Source organism: Streptomyces sp. PCS3-D2, from assembly GCF_000612545.2.
In the GTDB taxonomy this organism is placed as follows: domain Bacteria; phylum Actinomycetota; class Actinomycetes; order Streptomycetales; family Streptomycetaceae; genus Streptomyces.
Genome location: NZ_CP097800.1, coordinates 2,675,858 through 2,695,134 on the forward strand (window position 1 = coordinate 2,675,858; position 19,277 = coordinate 2,695,134).

20 protein-coding genes are annotated in these 19,277 nt (G+C 73.2%); 10 read left to right on the top strand and 10 right to left on the bottom strand.

Annotated features, from left to right (window positions below):
* Positions 1–60: 60 nt before the first annotated feature.
* The 4 genes from AW27_RS11050 to AW27_RS11065 form a co-directional block, all read right to left on the bottom strand.
* On the bottom strand, positions 61–1,038 hold the full coding sequence (locus tag AW27_RS11050) for a hypothetical protein (protein ID WP_052030307.1): 978 nt from the start codon (positions 1,036–1,038) through the stop codon (positions 61–63).
* A complete protein-coding gene (locus tag AW27_RS11055; protein ID WP_037920011.1) occupies positions 1,035–2,654 on the bottom strand; it encodes a DUF3492 domain-containing protein in 1,620 nt (539 codons plus the stop codon). Before AW27_RS11055 ends, AW27_RS11050 begins: the two co-directional genes overlap by 4 nt.
* 412 nt (positions 2,655–3,066) lie before the next feature.
* On the bottom strand, positions 3,067–4,440 hold the full coding sequence (locus tag AW27_RS11060) for a DUF3152 domain-containing protein (RefSeq protein WP_483316534.1): 1,374 nt from the start codon (positions 4,438–4,440) through the stop codon (positions 3,067–3,069).
* Positions 4,441–4,514: 74 nt separating this feature from the next.
* Positions 4,515–5,510: an alpha/beta fold hydrolase gene (locus AW27_RS11065; RefSeq protein ID WP_037919552.1), complete on the bottom strand. Its 996-nt coding sequence runs from the start codon at positions 5,508–5,510 to the stop codon at positions 4,515–4,517.
* Positions 5,511–5,642: 132 nt separating this feature from the next.
* Between AW27_RS11065 and AW27_RS11070 the strand changes: the two genes are divergently transcribed.
* The 4 genes from AW27_RS11070 to AW27_RS11085 all read left to right on the top strand — a co-directional run bounded on the left by AW27_RS11070 (position 5,643) and on the right by AW27_RS11085 (position 7,444).
* Entirely contained in the window at positions 5,643–5,858 is a 216-nt protein-coding gene (locus AW27_RS11070) for a hypothetical protein (RefSeq protein ID WP_037919550.1), read from the top strand.
* Positions 5,859–6,005: 147 nt separating this feature from the next.
* A complete protein-coding gene (locus AW27_RS11075; RefSeq protein ID WP_037919547.1) occupies positions 6,006–6,644 on the top strand; it encodes a TetR/AcrR family transcriptional regulator in 639 nt (212 codons plus the stop codon).
* Between the two features lie 160 nt (positions 6,645–6,804).
* Positions 6,805–7,032, top strand: coding sequence for a DUF3107 domain-containing protein (locus tag AW27_RS11080; protein WP_037919546.1), 228 nt, complete (start codon positions 6,805–6,807; stop codon positions 7,030–7,032).
* 109 nt (positions 7,033–7,141) lie between these two features.
* Complete coding sequence (locus AW27_RS11085) at positions 7,142–7,444, top strand: hypothetical protein (RefSeq protein WP_172671288.1); 303 nt, start codon at positions 7,142–7,144, stop codon at positions 7,442–7,444.
* A 108-nt stretch (positions 7,445–7,552) separates the two neighbouring features.
* Here AW27_RS11085 and AW27_RS11090 read toward each other — a convergent pair whose 3' ends face one another.
* Entirely contained in the window at positions 7,553–8,311 is a 759-nt protein-coding gene (locus AW27_RS11090) for a ferritin-like fold-containing protein (RefSeq protein WP_037919545.1), read from the bottom strand.
* Between the two features lie 470 nt (positions 8,312–8,781).
* Between AW27_RS11090 and AW27_RS11095 the strand changes: the two genes are divergently transcribed.
* The 3 genes from AW27_RS11095 to AW27_RS11105 all read left to right on the top strand — a co-directional run bounded on the left by AW27_RS11095 (position 8,782) and on the right by AW27_RS11105 (position 11,883).
* The gene (locus AW27_RS11095) at positions 8,782–10,674 is read left to right on the top strand and encodes a DEAD/DEAH box helicase (protein ID WP_037920007.1); all 1,893 of its coding nucleotides are present in this window, start codon (positions 8,782–8,784) and stop codon (positions 10,672–10,674) included.
* Between the two features lie 102 nt (positions 10,675–10,776).
* The gene (locus AW27_RS11100; protein ID WP_037919543.1) at positions 10,777–11,634 is read left to right on the top strand and encodes an alpha/beta fold hydrolase; all 858 of its coding nucleotides are present in this window, start codon (positions 10,777–10,779) and stop codon (positions 11,632–11,634) included.
* A 96-nt stretch (positions 11,635–11,730) separates the two neighbouring features.
* Positions 11,731–11,883, top strand: a complete 153-nt coding sequence (locus tag AW27_RS11105; RefSeq protein WP_172671287.1) for a hypothetical protein — start codon at positions 11,731–11,733, stop codon at positions 11,881–11,883.
* Positions 11,884–11,958: 75 nt separating this feature from the next.
* Here the strand turns inward: AW27_RS11105 and AW27_RS11110 are convergent, their stop codons facing one another.
* The 4 genes from AW27_RS11110 to AW27_RS11125 all read right to left on the bottom strand — a co-directional run bounded on the left by AW27_RS11110 (position 11,959) and on the right by AW27_RS11125 (position 14,895).
* Entirely contained in the window at positions 11,959–12,564 is a 606-nt protein-coding gene (locus AW27_RS11110) for a MarC family protein (protein ID WP_037919541.1), read from the bottom strand.
* A 76-nt stretch (positions 12,565–12,640) separates the two neighbouring features.
* The gene (locus AW27_RS11115; RefSeq protein ID WP_037919539.1) at positions 12,641–13,504 is read right to left on the bottom strand and encodes a PHP domain-containing protein; all 864 of its coding nucleotides are present in this window, start codon (positions 13,502–13,504) and stop codon (positions 12,641–12,643) included.
* A gap of 101 nt (positions 13,505–13,605) precedes the next feature.
* Positions 13,606–14,250, bottom strand: a complete 645-nt coding sequence (locus AW27_RS11120) for a DUF6758 family protein (RefSeq protein ID WP_037919537.1) — start codon at positions 14,248–14,250, stop codon at positions 13,606–13,608.
* Between the two features lie 60 nt (positions 14,251–14,310).
* Positions 14,311–14,895, bottom strand: a complete 585-nt coding sequence (locus AW27_RS11125) for a suppressor of fused domain protein (RefSeq protein WP_037919536.1) — start codon at positions 14,893–14,895, stop codon at positions 14,311–14,313.
* Positions 14,896–15,272: 377 nt separating this feature from the next.
* Here AW27_RS11125 and AW27_RS11130 point away from each other — a divergent pair, with 377 nt between their 5' ends.
* Both AW27_RS11130 and AW27_RS11135 read left to right on the top strand, forming a co-directional pair.
* Positions 15,273–16,388, top strand: coding sequence for a magnesium and cobalt transport protein CorA (locus AW27_RS11130; protein WP_037919535.1), 1,116 nt, complete (start codon positions 15,273–15,275; stop codon positions 16,386–16,388).
* A gap of 84 nt (positions 16,389–16,472) precedes the next feature.
* Entirely contained in the window at positions 16,473–16,988 is a 516-nt protein-coding gene (locus AW27_RS11135; RefSeq protein ID WP_037919534.1) for a hypothetical protein, read from the top strand.
* A gap of 13 nt (positions 16,989–17,001) precedes the next feature.
* On the opposite strand, the gene AW27_RS11140 is transcribed toward AW27_RS11135, so the two are convergent.
* Positions 17,002–17,793 carry a hypothetical protein gene (locus tag AW27_RS11140; RefSeq protein WP_236647570.1) on the bottom strand — a complete coding sequence of 264 codons (792 nt, stop codon included), beginning with the start codon at positions 17,791–17,793 and terminating at the stop codon, positions 17,002–17,004.
* Positions 17,794–17,980: 187 nt separating this feature from the next.
* On the opposite strand from AW27_RS11140, the gene AW27_RS11145 reads away from it, so the two are divergent.
* Positions 17,981–19,252: a magnesium transporter MgtE N-terminal domain-containing protein gene (locus AW27_RS11145; protein WP_037919533.1), complete on the top strand. Its 1,272-nt coding sequence runs from the start codon at positions 17,981–17,983 to the stop codon at positions 19,250–19,252.
* Positions 19,253–19,277: the final 25 nt, after the last annotated feature.

The window sequence follows — 19,277 nt, forward strand, 5'->3', positions numbered from 1 at the left end:
CGGGGTACAGGCTGAGTGCCTCGGCGCCGGCTCCGAAGGGCTGTGGTGGTCCCGGGGGCGTCAGGTCCTCGCGTGCGCGCAGGCGCGGGACAGGGCGAGGACGGTGTGTACGAGGAGGGCGGCCGCGGCGGCGGTGGCCGCCGCCGGAGCCGGGACCAGAGCGACGGCGAGTGCGGCGGCGACGGGCCCCGGGCGGGTTCCGTGCCGAAGCTGGAGCCTGGTCAGGAAGAGCAGCAGGGCGAGCGGCACGGCCGCCGCGAGCGGTGTCCCGGCCAGGACCGCGGCCCCCGCGGCGGCCCCGGTGAAGACGCCGACGGACGCCAGCAGCAGGGGGCGCGCCCGGGCCGCGAAGTCCTCCAGGGCGCGGCTCCCGCCGAGCCGGGTCCGGGCCCCGGCGGCGAAGGCCGCAGCGAGCAGGTGCCCGGGGGCGACGGCCAGTGCGAGGCAGACCGCGAGGGCGGTGCCGTACCGGTACACGGCCCAGCCGGCGACGGCGGCGGCGAGCAGGTGCGCGAGCCAGGGGACGCGGCTTCCGGCGGCCCGCCCCGGCCACACCAGGGCGGCGACGATGGCGGCCACGGCGGCGGGCCCGGCCCATGCCTGGCCCGCACCGGCCGCGGCCGCGGCGAGGGCCCCGGGCAGCAGCGCGCAGCCGAACCGGCGGAAGGCGGACGGCCCGGCCGGGACCAGGGCCGGCGCGGCGGCGGGCGCCTCCCCGCGCGGGCTGCGGGCGTACAGCTCCTCGGCGAGGGAGAAGACGTCGCGGTGCCGGAAGCGGGCGGCGGTGCGGTCGGTGATGCCGTGCGCCTCCAGCCCGGCGGCGATCTCCAGCGGGTCCACGGCCCGCTCGCACAGCTCGCGGTGCCGGTGCAGCAGGGCCTTGACCGGATCCCCCGCGGCCCGCCGGCGGGCCTGGCCGGCGACCGGCGACGGCAAGGGTGCGGCCGGGACCGGGGCGTCGGGGCCGGGCGTCTCGGTGCGGACGGCCTCGGGGGCGACGGCTTCGGGGGCGACGGCTTCGGGGTCGACGGTGGTCATACGGCGGCCTCCGCGGTCGGTTCCGGTGCGGGCTTCGCCCAGGTCGGGCTGGTCCAGTGCCCGGGTACCCGCGCCTCCGGGGGGCGGGCGAAGGGGACGCCGCCGTCGGGCCGTTCGGAACCCCTGGCGAGCAGCCGCAGGTAGATCTCCTGGAAGGCGGTGACGTTCTGCTCGACGGTGAACAGCTCCAGGGCCCGTGCCCGGGCGGCGGCTCCCAGGCGCTCCGCCCGCTCGGCGTCCCCGAGCAGGGACAGACAGGCTTCGGCGAGCGCCTTCGGGTTGCGCGGCGGGACGACCAGCCCGGTACCTCCGATGACCTCGCGGACCGCGCCCACGTCGGTGGAGACGGTGGCGCGCCCGCAGAGCATCGCCTCGGCCAGGGCGAGGGGGAAGCCCTCGATCACGGAGGACAGCACGACGATCCGCCCGGCGCCGTAGGCCTCGGCCGTGGAAGGTGCCTCCGGTCCGCCGATCTGCTCGAAGGCGACCGGGTTCTCCCCGACGGTGACGCGGTCCGCGGCCTCATCGGGGAACAGCTGCGCGGCGAGGCTAAGGCAGTCGGCGAGGTAGCCGGGGTCCGCGGCCGTGGCGAAGATCCGCAGGCGGGTGCCCGGCTCGGCCCTTCTGATCTCGGCGAAGGCGTGCAGCAGTGCGATCAGGTCCTTGGCGGGCTCCACCCGGCCCACCCACACGAGCGTGTGGGGGTCCCCGCAGTCGGCGGACTCCCCCACGGTGGCGAATCGGTCCGCCTCCATCCCCGGGTAGACGGTCCGCAGCCGGTCACGGGTCGCGCCGCAGCGCTCCTGCCAGCGCCGGGCGTGAGCGTTGCCGGGGGTCAGGAAGTCGGCCCGGGCGTAGATCTCGCAGGCCAGCCGCAGGTGGAAGGCGGCGCGCAGGGCCCGTACCGCGGGGCGGGGCTCCTCGCCCCCGCCCGCGCCGAGGTGGGACAGGTAGTGGGCGCGCAGCTGGACTCCGTACTCGGTGACCAGCAGCGGGACTCCGAAGAAGCGTTTGGCCAGTAGACCGGGGAGCGCCGCCACCCCACCCGCGCCGGCGTGGCAGACGTCGACGGCGCCGAGGCCCTCGCCCCGGGCGTCCTCCTCGTACCAGTCGAGGGACAGCGGGCGCAGCATGCGCTCCAGTTCGTCCACGAACTCCAGCAGGTCCGCCACCTGGGCGACCTGCACGGTGCGACTCGCGCCCGGGGCCCGACAGGCGGCCTCCAGTGCCCGCACCGCGGACTCGGAGCGCAATGCCGCATACAGCCCGCCCTGTTCGCGGGCGAGGCCGGCGAGACCGTACAGACCGGTGGCGAAGGGCTCCGGCGCGCCGGAGCAGACCCCGTGGACCAGTTGCTGGAAGCAGTCGGTGAACCGGCGGCGCTCACGCCGGGAGTAGCTGCGCCCGTCGTCGGCGGGGGCCCACAGGGGGGCCGTGCGGACGTGGGTGACGTGCTCGGGCAGCGGGACCCGGGCGCGCTCCTGCTCGGCGCTGCGGCTCAGCGCGTAGAGCTCGAACTCGTGCTGCGGGAGTCCGCGCACGAGCCGGTCGCACCACGGCGCGGCCTCGCCCGTGGCATACGGATAACCACCTTCTGTGAGCAGTCCGATCCGCACGAGCGGCACCCCCGATCTCCCGTTCAGGCGGTCGCCGTCGGTCAGGCGACCCGCTGCGGGAGAACTCAAGCGGATGGACCGGAGGCGCGACGGACGGTTGTCCGTCGCGCCACCGGAAGGGGTGAAGAGTCGTAACTTTCCCGTACGGTTCGCGTTCGAGCACGCTAGAAGTACAGCCTCGGACGGCCTTGCGCCCGGCGGGGGCGAGGAGCTTCCGGCGCTACCGGATCCGGTGTCCGGCCGGCTCCGGATCCAGGGTGTACCGGGACGGGGGTCACGTGTCGGGGGGAGAGGGGGCGCCGCGCGGTCGGCCGGTGTCGGCGCCGAAGGATGTCGGCCACGCCGGGGCGGCCGCACCGCGGTGAGCGGACGCCGTGCCGGGGCGGCCGCCACCCGCCCACCGGGCTCCGGGTCAGTTCCCCGGGAACGCCCAGGGGTTGGGCTTGCACTCGATGCCGTTGATGTTGAGGGACTTGGTCTGCTGCTGCATGACCGGGGCGAGGGCGCCGGGGGTGCGGCAGTTGACGTGGCCGTTGCCGAGCCGGTGGCCGACCTCGTGGTTGATGAGCATCTGGCGGTAGGCGGCCATCTGGTCCGGACCGTAGGTCTCGGAGCCCTGGGCCCACCGGAAGGCGTTGATCATCACGCGCTCGGTCTGGGCCGAGTCGCAGGAGACGTTGCCGACGACGGTGTCGAGGTTGGACTTGGCGCACCAGACCCCGGTGGTGCCGGGGCTGGCCAGGGTGATCACGAAGTCGGACTCGCCGCCTGGCACCCGCTCGAAGGTCTTCGTACCGCCGTGGCCCCAGCTCCGGTCGTCGTTGAGGGTGCGGTGGACGGCCTCGGCGAAGAACATCGGGTCCAGGCCCAGGCCCTGCTCGACGTCGACGCGATAGCGCACCACCCTGCCCTTGCCGGGAGCCTTGGCCACCCCGGGCACGGTGTCGAAGGTGCCGGGACCGGTGAGTTTCGGATCGATGGGGAGCTGCGCGGCCAGCTGCTGCTCGTACGTCAGCTCGGGCGCGGGAGCGTCGGCCGACGGCGCGACGGGGGCGGCCACGCCGCCGTTCGGGGTGGGCCGGCCGTCCGAGCGGGACGCGGCCGTGTCGCTGCGGTCCTTGCCGGTGGCGGTGGGCGCGCCGGCCCTGGTCTCGTCGGCGTCCGGGTCGAGGAACCCCTGGCCGGCGACGACCACCGCGAGGACGGTGGTGACCGCGGCCGCTGCCATGCCGGTGTAGGCGAGGGCCTTCTTGCCGCGGCCGGAGGCGGGCCGCTCCTCGACCGGATCGGCCGGCACCCGGGGGCCGGGCACGAGGCGGTGCGGGCCGGCCGAGGTGACGGGGGCCGGCCCGGGCGCGGTCGCGGGCTCGGACGCACGGGGAGCCGGCTCTTCGAGCGTGACCTGCGGGAAGCCCACCGCGGGCGTGCCGAAGGCCGGGGTGTCGTAGTCCCTCGGGGTGGCGGGGGACCCGGCCCGTGCCGCGGGGGCGGGACGGTCGCCGGAGCGCGGGCGGGGTACGCCCCGCCAGTCCCCGTACACGGAGTCGGGTCCGACGCCGGGGGCGCCGCCCTCGTACTGCTGGGGGTGGCCGCCGGCCCGCGCACCGTCGGCGGGCCGGTCCTGGGCCACGTATCCGTGGTGGGTGACGGTCGACTCGGGCCACCCGGCGAACGGGTCGCGGCCGCCGAAGCCGTCGCCGCCCGGGACGTCGTTGCCGAACGCGTCGTAGGCGTACCCGCCCCCGTCCCCGTGCCCGTCGGGATCCGGCTGCGCCTGCGGGCGCACCGCGGCAGGCGCCGGCGCCGGAACGGACTCCGGAGCGGGCGCCCCGGATTTTCGACTGTGTCGTCCCACGGCTCTCAGCCCCTGCCGTCTTCGGTGTCCCGGTCCGCAGCCCCCGCGCCGGTGTCGCGCAGCAGCTCCGTGAAGGCGGCGGCCACCACCTCGGGGTACTCCATCATCGCCACGTGCCCGGCCTCGGGCAGGCTCAGCAGCCGCGAACCGCGGAAGGCGGCGGCGGCCTTGTGCGCCATACGGTACGAGACCAGCTGGTCCCGGCCGCCGTAGACCAGCAGGGTCGGGGCGAGCACCCGCTGTGCCTGCCGCCACAGTCCGTGCTGGCCGCCGAGGGTGTAGGCGTCGACGATGCCGCGCGAGGTGCGGGTCATCACGTCCCAGAAGTACGGGAGCGCCATCCGGCGCTCCATCTCCTCGACGGCGTTGCGGAACCCTTCGGGAGTCACCCGGGAGGGGTCTCCGTAGCAGAGGTCCGTCACCCCCCGGGTGCGCTGTTCGGCGCTGAGACCCCGGGTCATCCGGCTGAAGAGCCCGGCCACCCCCGGCAGGGCCAGGAGGGCGGTCGGCACGGCCGACCGCTGCACGCGCAGCTCGGGAAGGGCGGGTGAGACGAGCGTCAGGGTGCGGACGAGGTCGGGACGGACGGCCGCGACCCGGGTGGAGACGGCGCCGCCGAGGGAGTTCCCGAAGAGGTGGACCGGCCCGCGCCCGGCGGCGTCGAGGTGGCGGATGACGGCGCGGGCGAACGCGGTGACGGAGTAGTCGCGGTCGGCGGACGGCGGGGACCAGCCGAAGCCGGGCAGGTCCACCGCCTCCGCGTCGACGGTGTCCGCCAGCTGCTCCATGAGCGCCGACCAGTTCTGCGAGGAGCCGCCCAGGCCGTGCACGAAGAGGGCGGGCGGCAGGCCGTCACGCCGGGGCGGGCGGACCCGGACGGCCAGTTCCAGCCCGGGCAGCGCGGCGGTGCGCAGCTGCTCCCCGTCGGCCAGCCGGACCGCTCCGGCGGGGGAGGACGGTTCGGCGCTGGACCGCACGCCCGGCAGCTCGGTCGAAGACATGCGGGCAATGTTACGAGACGATCACGTTCCACTTGTTGTGTTCGCGGTCACAGTCTCATCGCGGATCCGCATAGCGGCGCCCCCGCGATCCTCCTAGGCTCGTAAGTGACACAAGGAAGCGAGGGGAGCGGCATGACTGTCGACCCTGCGGAGCCGGACACCTTCCGGGAGCGGTTTCCGGAATCCCTCGATCCTGAGGCACCCGAGGCTGATGTGGCGGAGCAGCAGGCCGATCTCCGGCCCGGCGACGACGACCCCGACTCCGGCCGCGAGGCGGGCCAGGCTGCGGACGGCGACGCCGCCGAGCAGGCGCGCGTGGTGCAGCTGGACGAGGACGACTACCGCTGACCGACCGTCGACCGACCGCTGACCAGCGCCTCCGGGCCGTCCGTACCGCGAGAAAAGTCGGCTCGAACCCTCCAGATTCGGTTACCGAAAAGTACGATGGCGGCGCGGCGCAGAGCGCCTGTGTTCTGAGAGAAAGTGGGAGGCGGCGTGACAGCCATCGAGCAGACCGAGGCAGCGCGTCCGCGGGGCACGCGACTGCCGCGCCGAGCCCGGCGCAATCAGCTGCTGGGCGCGGCCCAAGAGGTCTTCGTCGCCCAGGGCTACCACGCGGCCGCGATGGACGACATCGCCGAGCGTGCCGGGGTGAGCAAGCCGGTGCTCTACCAGCACTTCCCGGGCAAGCTCGACCTGTATCTGGCCCTGCTGGACCAGCACTGCGAGGCGCTGCTGCTGGCGGTGCGCACCGCGCTCGCCTCGACGACGGACAACAAGCTGCGCGTGGCCGCCACGATGGACGCCTACTTCGCGTACGTGGAGGACGAGGGCGGCGCCTTCCGACTGGTGTTCGAGTCCGACCTGACGAACGAGCCCGCGGTGCGCGAGCGCGTCGACCGCGTCTCGCTCCAGTGTGCGGAGGCCATCTCCGACGTCATCGCCGAGGACACGGGCCTGTCCAAGGACGAGTCGATGCTGCTGGCCGTGGGCCTGGGCGGGGTCTCGCAGGTGGTGGCCCGCTACTGGCTCTCCAGCGAGAGCCCGGTCGCCCGTGAGACGGCGGTCGGGCTGCTGACCTCGCTCGCCTGGCGCGGTATCGCCGGCTTCCCGCTGCACGGCGCGGAGTCCTGACGCCGTCCGGGCGGTGACGCGGCGGGGTCCTCGACGGATCCCCGCCGGTGTTCGCTGCCAGCGTGTCCGCTCCGCGCGGTCCGCATCCCCTCTCCGGGCTAATGTGGACCGCGTACGGCGCGGCTGATCGCGCGAACCGGATCGTCGGAGGGACAAAGCCGTGGAGGTCAAGATCGGCGTGCAGCACGCACCCCGGGAGATCGTGCTGGAGAGCGACCTGAGCGCCGAGGAGCTGGAGGGCATCGTCGCCGCCGCGCTGTCCGGCCAGGCGCCGCTGCTGAGCCTCACCGACAGCAAGGGCCGCAAGGTCCTGGTGCCGTCCGACCGCCTGTCGTACGTCGACCTGGGTGAGCCGACCACGCGCAAGGTCGGTTTCGGGGCGCTCTGAGAACTGTCCGAAACGGCCCGGTGGTTGATTCCGCCGGGCCGTTTCCGTTTCTTCCGCTTCGGGTAGGACCGCAGTGACCCGGTTTGCCCTGACGTATGGGAGAGACCTGATGCTGCTGTTGGAAGTGCTCGGCTCCGCGCTGCTGGGGCTCGCCCTGTCCGCCGCAGCCGTCCGAGGGTTCGCGCCCCGGCTTCCTTCTCGGTGGGTGGTGCTGGTCAGCGGAGTGCTGGGAGCGCTGTTCGGGGCCTATCTCACCCACTTCGCGCTGGGCCCGGGACACAACACGCTGCTGGCGACGTTCATCGGCTCGGTGCTGGTGTCGGCCGTGGTGCTGTCGCTGCTGCTCCGTCCGGCCCGCGGGCCCCGCAGGCGTCCCCACAGGACTCCGTTTTCGCTCCCGTCGCGGGGATGACCCCTGAAGCGGGCCCATGAGGCCCGTCTCGGAGGCCTCCGCACGGCATACGTCGGCCCCGGCGCGCACATGGCGCGCCGGGGCCGACGGCGTTCGGGGACCGCCCGGTCAGGCGGCGAGGCCGAGGGCCGCCATCCGCTTGGTGTGGGCCTTGGTGATCCGGGTGAACATCTCACCGACCGCCGCGAGGTCGAAGCCCGCCGCCATCCCGTCGACGCCGCCCACCAGCATGGTGGAGAGCGCGTCGCGCTCGGCGACCACGCGCTGTGCCTGCGAGAGGGCCTCGCCCATCAGGCGGCGGGCCCACAGGGCGAGCCGGCCGCCGCAGCGGGGGTCGGCCTCGATCGCGGCGCGCACCTTCTCGACGGCGAAGTTGCCGTGGCCGGTGTCGTCGAGCACACCGAGCACGAGGGCGCGGGTGTCGGTGTCCAGGTGGGAGGCGACCTCGCGGTAGAAGTCACTGGCGATGGAGTCGCCGACGTACGCCTTGACCAGGCCCTCCAGCCAGTCGGACGGGGCCGTCTGGCGGTGGAAGGCGTCAACGCCCCGGGCGAAGGGCTCCATGGCGGCCGTGGGCTCGGCGTCGATCGTCGTGAGGCGGTCGCGGAGCCGCTCGAAGTGGTGGAACTCGGCGGAGGCCATCGCGGCGAGCTCGGCCTTGTCGTCCAGGGTGGGCGCGAGCTTCGCGTCCTCCGCGAGGCGCTCGAAGGCCGCGAGCTCCCCGTAGGCGAGCGCACCGAGCAGGTCCACGACGGCGGCCCGGTACTGCGGCGAGGCAGATGCGGTCGCCCAGTCCTGCGAGGCGATCCCGGTGGCCTCGGCGGGGCTGCTGTCGTCGGCGGGCGAGGCGTTTTCTACGGTCGGCATGCTCCGCACAATAGCCCGCCGAATGCCACCTCAAAGCACCACGTCTACTCACCGACTGTCCACCTAAACGCACCTACCCGGTGAATTCACCCGACACACCTGCGCGATTCCGGGGTACAGTGGTAATGCGCCTGCCGAATACTCGGCGGGCCATCCGAATGAGGATGCCCGGTCGGTGGCCCGATCGGCTCCAACCGACCGCCCTCGGTGTGGTGCGTACGTCCATGCGTACCGCCTCCCACGAGGGGCCCCCTCAGCGGCAGAGCGCTTGAGCGAAGGCCAGTGGTCCCGCGCAGCTTCGTACGTGGCAGTACTGCAAGCACAGCACGGTAGGACCCCCATCGCCGCCTCGCGCCGCGTCTCACAGAAGAGGCAGCACCCTGACTACGTTCCGAGACCTCGGGATCTTTCCCGAGACCGCCGAAGCCCTTGAAGCCGTCGGCATTGTGTCCCCCTTCCCCATCCAGGAGATGACCCTCCCCGTCGCCCTTTCCGGCACGGACGTCATCGGCCAGGCCAAGACCGGAACCGGCAAGACGCTCGGTTTCGGCCTTCCCCTGCTGGAGCGGGTCGTCGTCCCCGCCGACGTCGAGGCCGGGCGGGCCACGCCCGACCAGCTGACCGACGCCCCGCAGGCCCTCGTGGTGGTTCCGACCCGCGAGCTGTGCACCCAGGTCACCAACGACCTGCTGACCGCCGGCAAGGTCCGCAACGTCCGCGTCCTGGCCATATACGGCGGCCGGGCCTACGAGCCCCAGGTCGAGGCGCTCAACAAGGGCGTCGACGTGATCGTCGGCACCCCGGGCCGTCTGCTGGACCTGGCCGGGCAGCGAAAGCTCGACCTGTCGCGCGTGCGCGCCCTGGTCCTGGACGAGGCCGACGAGATGCTCGACCTGGGCTTCCTGCCCGACGTCGAGAAGATCATGGCCTACCTGCCCGCGAAGCGTCAGACGATGCTGTTCTCGGCGACCATGCCGGGCGCGGTCATCGGCCTCGCCCGCCGGTACATGACGCAGCCGACGCACATCCGCGCCGTCTCCGAGGACGGCGAGGGCGCGACCGTCGCCAACATCACGCAGCACGTCTTCCGTGCACACAACATGGACAAGCCGGAGCTGGTCTCCCGCATCCTGCAGGCCGAGGGCCGCGGCCTGGCCATGATCTTCTGCCGCACCAAGCGCACGGCGGCCGACATCGCCGAGCAGCTGGAGCGGCGCGGCTTCGCATCCGGCGCCGTCCACGGCGACCTGGGCCAGGGCGCGCGCGAGCAGGCCCTGCGGGCGTTCCGCAACGGCAAGGTCGACGTGCTGGTGTGCACCGACGTCGCCGCGCGCGGCATCGACGTCGAGGGTGTGACGCACGTCATCAACTACCAGACGCCGGAGGACGAGAAGACCTTCCTGCACCGTGTCGGCCGTACCGGCCGCGCGGGCAACAAGGGCACCGCCGTCACCCTCGTCGACTGGGACGACATTCCGCGCTGGCAGCTGATCAACAAGGCGCTGGGGCTGGACTTCCACGATCCGGTCGAGACCTACTCCACGTCGCCGCACCTGTTCGAGCAGCTGAACATCCCGGCCGGCACCAAGGGCGTCCTGCCGCGCGCCGAGCGCACGCGGGCCGGCCTGAAGGCCGAGGAGCTCGAGGACCTGGGCGAGACCGGCGGCCGCGGTGGCCGCGGCGGCCGGGCCGCCAAGGCCGCCGCGGTGGTCGAGGAGCGTCCGGCCCGTACCCGCACGCCGCGCCAGCGTCGCCGTACGCGGGGCGGGGCCGAGGTCGGCGCCGAGGCCGCAGCCGTGTCCCCGGTGGTCGAGGAGGCGCAGGCACCGGCCGGTGACGAGCCGCGCAGGCCGCGCCGCCGCCGGACCCGGGTGGGTGCGGTACCGGTGCAGTCCGCCCCGGCGGCGGTGGCCGAGGCCCCGGTGGCCGAGGCCCCCGCGGCGGCGGTGACCCCGGTCGCCGAGGAGGCCCCGGCCAGGCCGAGGCGCACGCGCACCCGCAAGGCCGTCGAAACGGCCCCGGAGCCGGACTTCCAGATGGCCCCCCTCGTCGAGCCGGCGCCCGTCCGGGCGCGCCGCCCGCGCAGGGTCGTCGAGACGACGCCGGAGCCGGACTTCCAGATGGCTCCGCCCGTCGAGCCGGTTCGGGCGCGCCGCCCGCGCAGGGCCGCGGCCGCTCCGGTGACCCCGGCCGCCGAGGCCCCGGCGGTCGCCGTGGCCGAGGAGGCTCCGGCCAAGCCGAAGCGCACCCGCACCCGCAAGACCGCCGAAGCCGCCCCGGCCGCCACCGCCGTGGCCGAGGAGGCCCCGGCCAAGCCGAAGCGCACCCGCACCCGCAAGACCGCGGCCGCGCCCGAGGCATAGGACCCGGCACCTGCGCGGACGGCCCCGGCCCCCTTCCGAGGAGGCCGGGGCCGTCCGCGTACCCGGGCCGCGCCGGTATCTACGGACCGGTAACCTCGGGCCATGAGCAAGCCCCCGCGCCTCACGCTGCCGTCCGCCGCCCGTGCGTACCGCCTGTCCACCGACCGCGGACCCTTCGCCGTGCACGAGGCCGGCGAGCCGGTCCGCGGCACCGCCCTGCTGGTCCCCGGCTTCACGGGCAGCAAGGAGGACTTCATCGCCCTGCTGGAACCGCTGGCCGCCGCCGGCTACCGGGTGATCGCCGTGGACGGACGCGGCCAGTACGAGACGCCCGGCCCGCGTGAGGAGGCGGCGTACGGCCTGGAGGAGCTGGCGGGCGACGTCCTCGCGCAGGCCGGCGCCCTGGGCGCGGGCCGCGTGCACCTCGTCGGCCACTCACTCGGCGGGCTGATCGCGAGGGCCGCCGTGCTGCGCGACCCGTCGCCCTTCGCCTCGCTCACCCTGCTGAGCAGCGGTCCGGCGGCGATCGCCGAGGAGCAGCAGGCGCGGACGAAGTTGCTGGTCGCGGCACTGGAGGCGATGGGCGACGACATGCCGGGGATCTGGGCGGCGATGCGGGCGGCCGACCCCCAGGACGCCGCCGGGGACTCGCCCGAGCTGACGCGCTTCCTGCGCGCGCGGTGGCTGGCCACCGTCCCCGAGCAGCTGATCGTCACGGGCCGGGCGCTGATCTGCGAGCCCGACCGGGTAGACGAGCTGAGCCGGGTGGCGCTGCCGAAGCTGGTGCTGTCCGGGGCCGTGGACTACGCCTGGCCGGTCCCGCTGATGGACGCCATGGCCGAGCGGCTCGGTGCACTGCGGGTGGTCGTCCCGGGAACCGAGCACTCCCCGAACGCCGAGGATCCGGCGGCGACGGCCGCCGCGCTGGTCTCGTTCTGGGAATCCACCCCCCGCGTATAGTTAGCCAGTGAAAAAATTTCCTTAGCGTAGGGAATGATTGCGGCTTACACTTCGTTGACCCAGTGCAAGGAGAACACTGACGAAGGGAGAAGCCCCGTGCGCTTCGAGATTCTGCGCCTGGACGACGTCGACGGGACCGCCGTGGACAGCACCGTCGTGGACGCGGCCTCCGTCAACCGGATCGTGCAGCAGGCCGCGTCGATCGGCCAGCGCATCCTGATCCGACCGGCCGAGAGCGCGTCCGTCTGACGCTCCGCGCGAAACGTCCACGCCTCCGCACCGGAACCGGTGCGGAGGCGTTCGCGTGCGTAGGGCAACGTGCGGTCAGGCTCCCTGGACGACCTGGAGCACGCCGTTGATGATCTGCTGGACGGCGATCGCCGACAGCATCATGCCGGCGAGCCGGGTCACCAGGACGACGCCGCCGTCCTTGATGACGCGAATGATCACCAGCGAGTAGCGCATGGTGACCCACAGCACGACGTGCATGGCGATGATCGCGGCCCAGACCGAGATCTGGCCGGCCGGCCCGTCCGCCTTCTGGACGGCCAGGATGACGGAGACGATCGCACCGGGCCCGGCGAGCAGCGGCATGCCGAGCGGAACCAGGGCGACGTTCACGTCCTTGGTCTGCTTGGGCTCATCGGTCTTGCCGGTGAGCAGGTCGAGCGCGATGAGCAGGAGCAGCAGACCACCGGCGATCATCAGTGCCGGGACGGAGACGTGCAGGTAGTCGAGGATCTGCTGACCGCAGATGCCGAAGACGGCGATGACGCCGAAGGCCACGCAGACGGCCTGCCAGGCCATGCGGCGCTGCACCTTGACGGGACGGCCAGAGGTCAACGCCAGGAAGATCGGCGTGATCCCCGGCGGGTCCATAATCACAAAAAGGGTGAGAAAAAGGGATCCGAAGACGGCGAAGTCGAACACAGTGATGCCTTGCAGGAGAGAGGGGTGTCACGAAGAAGAAGTCAGGGACGGGTCGAGCGGGCCGGGCAGCGGCCGGTCAGCGCTCGCGTCCGCCGGCGCCCGGCACGGGGAAGGCCCCGGTCGCGCGGCGCGTGATCTCGCCGTAGACCTCGGGGTCGGTCGTGTACTCGCCCAGGCGGCAGGTCTTGCGGCTGCCGTGGTAGTCGCTGGAGCCGGTGGTCAGCAGCCCGAGGTCCGCCGCCAGAGCACGCAGGCGCGCCCGGGTGTCGGTGTCGTGGTCCATGTGGTCCACCTCGATGCCGTCCAGTCCCGCTGCCGCCAGCTCGGCTATCGCGGACTCCGGCACGCACCGGCCGCGCTTGACGGCAGCGGGGTGCGCGAAGACGGTGACACCGCCGGCCGCCTTGACCAGGCGTACGGCGTCGAAGGGGTCGAGCTCGTGCTTCTCGGCGTACGCCCGGCCGCCGTCGGCGAGCCAGTCCGGCGTGAAGGCGTCCGAGACGGTGGCCACGACGCCCAGCTCGACGAGGGCGGTGGCGATGTGCGGCCGACCGACCGAACCGTCACCGGCGATCCGCGCCACCTGGTCCCAGGTGACATCCACGCCGAGGGCTTGGAGTTTGCCGACCATGGTGCGGGCCCGCGGGACCCGGTCGTCGCGGACGAGTTCGCGCTCGCGGGCGAGCTCGGGCTCCTCGGGGTCGAAGAGGTAGGCGAGCATGTGCAGGCCGATCCCGTCGAGCCGGCAGGAGAGCTCGGCGCCGGTCACCAGCGTCAGCCCGGCCGGAAGGGCGGCGAGGGCCTCGCGGTACCCGCCCACGGTGTCGTGGTCGGTCAGCGCAACCACGTCGAGCCCGGCAGCGGCGGCGTTGCGCACCAGCTCGGCGGGGGTGTCCGTGCCGTCGGAGGCCGTGGAGTGGGCGTGCAGGTCGATGCGCACAGCCGAGCTCCATGGGTCGTACGGGCGGGGGACACCCCAGGATAACCGGGTAGAAGAGCCGGTTTCGCCGGAAGGGTCCGCGCCGGGACGCCCGGAGCGGTCTACACGGGACCCAGGATGCGCGGGCTCAGAGCTCCGCACGGGAGGAGTTCGACCTCGGCGCCGCCTTCGCGTAGGTCCGTCAGGACCAGCTCGTCGTACAGCAGGAGACCGGACTGCTGCGGCCAGACGATCGCCCACAGCCACAGGCCGCGCGCCTCGCCGGCGAAGACGGCCCGGTCGTCCGGGCCCCCGCCCACGTGCCACAGCGGTGTCGGCCGGCCCGCCGCGACCACCTTGGTGTGGGGCGGGCCGGCCATGTTGATGGACCGGCCCGGGTCGAGGCCGTCGATCCCGGCATAGCGCGCACCGAGGCCGACGCCGAGCTCCTCCGCGATCAGCAGCAGCTCCCCCATGCCCCCCACTGGTCCGGGGCCCGAGCAGGCGACCACCGTCGCCCGGCCCCCACTGCGGTCATCGCCTGCGGAGGCCACCCCGGTGAACAGCCATCCGAGCGGCAGCGGCCACGGCATCCACACCGGCACGCGCGCCCGGTGCACGACCACGCCCAGGCCCTCCACGCTCGGCGGGAGGACGGGTTGCAGGGGGTGGACGGCGCCGTGCACCGCGCACTGCCAGGAGTCGGAGAAGAGTCCGGGCGCCCTGACCCGGCCACCGCACTTCGGGCAAGTTGGTTCACCCCTCATAGGTAGCCACGCTCCTCCCCGCCCGGCCGCCCGTCAAGGCATGGTCACCCGTCCGGGCTGTCAGTCCAGCGCGACAGCGGCGCGCAGGGGGTCGCGCAGGTCCGTTCCGCGCGCGAGCCAGCGCTCCTGAAGGGCGGCCGCGCCGTGGACCCGCTTCCAGGCGGCTTCGTTCGCCGTCATGGGCAGCAGCGGCAGGAACCGCACCGGTTCCAGGGGCTGGTCGAGCTCCAGGTCCTCCACCAGACCGCCCGGTTCCGCCACGAGGACGGAGCTGAACGGTGCTCCCTCCCACAGCGGCTCGCCGACGTCGAGCGAGGCCCCCGGGGCCACGACCAGTCCCTCGACCTGCGGCGAGGCGGCCAGCACCGCGAGCGGCCGGAGCAGTTTGTCGGTGTCCGCAAGGCCTCCCCGCACGGTCAGCACCAGTTCGGCGCGCGGGCCCCGTACGGGGTCGGCCACCACGGCGGTCGGATCGGTCATCGGATGCGCGGACATCCCGAGGGTTGCGTACCGCACGAGGTCGCCCTCGGCGAAGCGGAGTACCTCGATGCGGTCGGTGCCCAGGAAGGTGACGGCGGCGCGGGCGTCGGGTTCACCGAACGCGGTGCGCAGCCGGGCCTCGACGAGGGCCAGAATTTCTGCCATGAAACGAGCATAGAACTCGTATCAGCCGGGTAAAGGGCGGGTCTTGACCATCCGTCGGCTGATAGTGTTGACAGCTGTTCGGGGCCGCACGCAGAAGCGTTGTTTCAAGGCCCCGGAGACAGGACGTCCCCTACGGGGGACCGGCCGGAGGAGGTGGGGCTGCGGTGGACCGAAGTCGATCGTGCAGTACCAATCGCTCTTCCGCTCCTCCGGCGGGCGCTTCCCGCCCTCTGTGATCTTCTGATCAGTAGAAGAGCGACGGCAGAACGCTTGTCCTCCCGTCCTGTTCCCTCCCGTCCGTACGGTGCTGCCCGCGCGCGGTGGTGGAGGGTCTCCCACCCGCACGGTCCGCAGCCGTGCGTGCGAAGGAGCCTGCCATGTCGATGCTGCCCTACCTGCGTGCGGCCGTGCGCCCGTCCCTGCGCAGGTCCACCCCCGTACAGCCCGGCTACGACGCCACCCGCGACCCGTCGGCGAGCAGCGCGGTGGTCGACTGCGCCGTGTACCGCGACGGCCGCCGGGTCCTGGGGCCGGCGTGCCTGACGCCCCGTGAGGCGATCCGCCGGGTCCGCGAGGACGGCGGCTTCGCCTGGATCGGGCTGCACGAGCCGACGGAGGACGAGTTCGCGGGAATCGCCGCCACCTTCGGCCTGCACCCCCTGGCCGTGGAGGACGCGGTGCACGCGCACCAGCGGCCGAAGCTGGAGCGGTACGACGACACCCTCTTCACCGTCTTCAAGACCATCCACTACGTGGAGCACGCTGAACTGACCGCCACCAGCGAGGTGGTGGAGACGGGCGAGGTGATGTGTTTCACCGGCCCCGACTTCGTCATCACCGTCCGGCACGGCGGCCAGGGTTCACTCAAGGGGCTGCGCCACCGCCTCCAGGACGACCCCGAGCTGCTGGCGAAGGGGCCCTCGGCGGTCCTGCACTCCATCGCCGACCACGTCGTCGACGGCTACATCGCGGTCGCGGCGGCGATGCAGGACGACATCGACGAAGTCGAGAGCGACGTCTTCGCGGCTCCCGCCAAGGGCCGTGCGCGCGGCGGCGACGCCGGACGCATCTACCAGCTCAAGCGCGAGGTCCTGGAGTTCAAGCGGGCGGTCTCGCCGCTCCAGCGTCCGATGGAGCTGCTCAGCGAGCGGCCGATGCGGCTGGTGGACCCGGACATCCAGAAGTACTTCCGCGACGTGGCCGACCACCTCGCGCGGGTGCACGAGCAGGTCGTGGGCTTCGACGAGCTGCTGAACTCGATCCTCCAGGCCAACCTCGCGCAGGCGACGGTCGCCCAGAACGAGGACATGCGCAAGATCACCTCCTGGGCGGCGATCATCGCCGTGCCGACGATGATCTGCGGCGTGTACGGGATGAACTTCGAGCACATGCCCGAGCTCCGCTGGGAGTACGGCTACCCCATGGTGATGGCCACGATCTTCGGCGCCTGCTTCACCATCCACCGGGCGCTGCGCCGCCACGGCTGGCTGTAGGGGGTCCCCGCAGGTCCGGCCCGAGCCGGCCCGACGCGCGGGACGCCCCGCACGGCCCGCGGGGCGACCCCCTACCCTGTCGGCATGACTCTCAGCGCGCTCGACCTGGCCCTCGTCGAGGAGGCCACCAAGAAGTCCGGCCTGATCTGGGTCCGCGGCGCCGGGGCCGACCGCGCCCTGTGGCACGCCTGGGTGGACGGCGCGGCCCACGTGCTGGGCGACGGGCCGGGCGAGCAGCCGTTCCCGGGGCTGGCGGACGGCGCGAGCGCCGAGGTGACCGTGCGGAGCAAGGACAAGGGCGGCCGGCTGGTGGCCTGGACGGCGACCGTACGGGAGCTCCCGCCCCGCGGCGAGGAGTGGCAGGCCGCCGTCGCCGAGCTCAAGGGCAAGCGGCTGAACGCGCCCGACTCCGAGGCCATGACCGAGCGGTGGGCCCGGGAGTGCCGGCTGCTGCGCCTGGAGCCGGAGTCGGTGCGCGGGTCCCTGCCGGACGGATCGCTTGCCGCGGTCCCGCTGGGCTCTCCGGCGGTCACCCGCCGCCCGGTCCCGGCGGCCCTGCCGAAGCTCCTGCTCAAGCGCGGGAAGGCGGCCCGGGGCTGACCGGCCGGGGTCCCTAGGGTGTCGCGGGGTTCGCGCCCTGGCCCGAGCCCTTGGCGGGAGCCGGGGCCCCATCGCCGCCCTCCCCCTTGGTCGTCGGCAGCTGGCTGCCGTAGTCGACCGTCTGCTCCTGCGCCGGCGGGTCCAGCTGGAACGGCTTGCCCCACTCGGCGAGTTCCACCCGGCCGGCGCCGCCGGCCCGCTCCATCAGCAGTGGGTACGGGGGCCCCTCCAAGGACACCGAGAGCTTGCCGCCCTTGCCCTCGTCCGCCGTGACCTGGACCGCGCGGGTGGGCCCGACCTTGATGTAGGAACCCTTGGCCAGCTCGCCCTCCAGACCCAGCAGCCCGTCCAGCAGGACGTCCATGTCGGTGAAGCCGCGGAACTGCTTGTAGGAGGGGTCGCCTTCGGGCACCTTGACGTACTTGTCGCCGAGCTTGCCCGCCGAGTCGGTCTGGCCCCAGAACGCCGCGCTGGCCTTCAGGTAGAGCTGCTCCCCCACGCGCAGCAGCTGGAAGGTGTCGTCCTTGGACTTCACCTCGCCCGAGCCGCCATCGGCCTTCAGCCGCATGTCGAGGCTGAAGGCCTTGCCGCCGCTGACCAGCGTGCCGGACAGGTGTACCGATTCGGCTTCGCCGGCGGCCGCCTTCGCCTTCGCCTCGATCTTGTCGGCGGAGAGCTTGCCAACTCCGTTCGTGCCCTCGTCCGGGTCCTCCCCGCAACCCGTACCGGTCACGGCGAGACCCGCGCACAGCACACCGATGAAGGCGGCCCGGCGCAGCCGCGCGGCGGGGAAGTAGGCGGTCACGGGCAGATGCCTCTCGTCGTTCGTCTGCGGGCAGCAGGCAGCGTACCCGTCCGTGTGCCGCGGCCCGCGACCGCTCCCCGGGGTCCGCGGGGCCCCGGGCGGACCTCCCCACCAGGACGCTTGCCCGCGGCACGGGCTAGCCTGAGGGGCGGCACGACGGTGGATCGACGCTCTAGGAGGCGCTCGGATGGTTGCAGGCGCCCCGCGGATCTTCGTCTCGCATCTGTCGGGTGTGCCCGTCTTCGACCCCAACGGCGACCAGGTCGGCCGGGTCCGCGACCTCGTCGCGATGCTGCGGGTCGGCGGCCGCCCGCCGCGCCTGCTGGGCCTGGTCGTCGAGGTGGTCAGCCGGCGCCGGATCTTCCTGCCGATGACCCGCGTCACGGGGGTCGAGTCCGGGCAGGTCATCACCACCGGCGTCGTCAACATGCGCCGCTTCGAGCAGCGCCCGACCGAGCGGCTGGTCCTGGGCGAACTGCTGGACCGACGGGTGACCCTGGTCGCCAGCGGCGAGGAGGTCACCGTCCTGGACGTGGCCATCCAGCAGCTGCCGGCCCGCCGGGACTGGGAGATCGACCGGATCTTCGTACGCAAGGGCAAGTCCGGTGCGCTGCGCCGGCGCGGCGAGGCCCTGACGGTGGAGTGGTCCGCGGTGACGGGCTTCTCGCTGGAGGAGCACGGCCAGGGCGCCGAGAACCTGGTGGCCACCTTCGAGCAGATGCGGCCGGCCGACGTGGCGAACGTCCTGCACCACCTGACGCCGAAACGGCGGGCCGAGGTGGCCAACGCCCTCGACGACGACCGGCTGGCGGACGTGCTGGAGGAGCTGCCCGAGGACGAGCAGGTGGAGATCCTCGGCAAGCTCAAGGAGGAGCGCGCCGCCGACGTCCTGGAGGCCATGGACCCGGACGATGCCGCCGACCTGCTCTCGGAGCTGCCCGAGGACGACAAGGAGCGGCTGCTGACGCTGATGCGGCCGGACGACGCGGCCGACGTGCGCCGCCTGCTGTCCTACGAGGAGAACACCGCGGGCGGTCTGATGACCACCGAGCCGATCGTGCTGCGCCCGGACGCGACGGTCGCGGACGCGCTGGCCCGGGTACGGCAAGCCGACCTGTCACCGGCGCTGGCGGCTCAGGTGTACGTGTGCCGCCCGCCGGACGAGACACCGACGGGCAAGTACCTGGGCATGGTGCACTTCCAGCGGCTGCTGCGGGACCCTCCCTTCACGCTGGTCAGCTCGATCGTGGACACGGACCTGCCGCCGCTGCGGCCGGACGCCTCCCTGCCGTCGGTGACCACGCACCTGGCCGCCTACAACATGGTCGCGGTGCCCGTCGTCGACGAGAGCGGATCGCTGCTGGGCGCGGTGACGGTGGACGACGTACTGGACCACCTCCTGCCGGACGACTGGCGCGAGACGGAATTCCACTCCGAGGAGGCGCTGCGTGGCCACTGAGCGGGGGCGCGGCGAGCAGGGACGC

Coding starts and splice junctions, on each gene's coding strand:
- AW27_RS11050 (WP_052030307.1), bottom strand. CDS start 1,038: ATGACCACCGTCGACCCCGAAGCCGTCGCCCCCGAAGCCGTCGCCCCC.
- AW27_RS11065 (WP_037919552.1), bottom strand. CDS start 5,510: ATGTCTTCGACCGAGCTGCCGGGCGTGCGGTCCAGCGCCGAACCGTCC.
- AW27_RS11070 (WP_037919550.1), top strand. CDS start 5,643: ATGACTGTCGACCCTGCGGAGCCGGACACCTTCCGGGAGCGGTTTCCG.
- AW27_RS11085 (WP_172671288.1), top strand. CDS start 7,142: ATGCTGCTGTTGGAAGTGCTCGGCTCCGCGCTGCTGGGGCTCGCCCTG.
- AW27_RS11090 (WP_037919545.1), bottom strand. CDS start 8,311: ATGCCGACCGTAGAAAACGCCTCGCCCGCCGACGACAGCAGCCCCGCC.
- AW27_RS11095 (WP_037920007.1), top strand. CDS start 8,782: ATGACCCTCCCCGTCGCCCTTTCCGGCACGGACGTCATCGGCCAGGCC.
- AW27_RS11100 (WP_037919543.1), top strand. CDS start 10,777: ATGAGCAAGCCCCCGCGCCTCACGCTGCCGTCCGCCGCCCGTGCGTAC.
- AW27_RS11120 (WP_037919537.1), bottom strand. CDS start 14,250: ATGAGGGGTGAACCAACTTGCCCGAAGTGCGGTGGCCGGGTCAGGGCG.
- AW27_RS11125 (WP_037919536.1), bottom strand. CDS start 14,895: ATGGCAGAAATTCTGGCCCTCGTCGAGGCCCGGCTGCGCACCGCGTTC.
- AW27_RS11130 (WP_037919535.1), top strand. CDS start 15,273: ATGTCGATGCTGCCCTACCTGCGTGCGGCCGTGCGCCCGTCCCTGCGC.
- AW27_RS11135 (WP_037919534.1), top strand. CDS start 16,473: ATGACTCTCAGCGCGCTCGACCTGGCCCTCGTCGAGGAGGCCACCAAG.
- AW27_RS11145 (WP_037919533.1), top strand. CDS start 17,981: ATGGTTGCAGGCGCCCCGCGGATCTTCGTCTCGCATCTGTCGGGTGTG.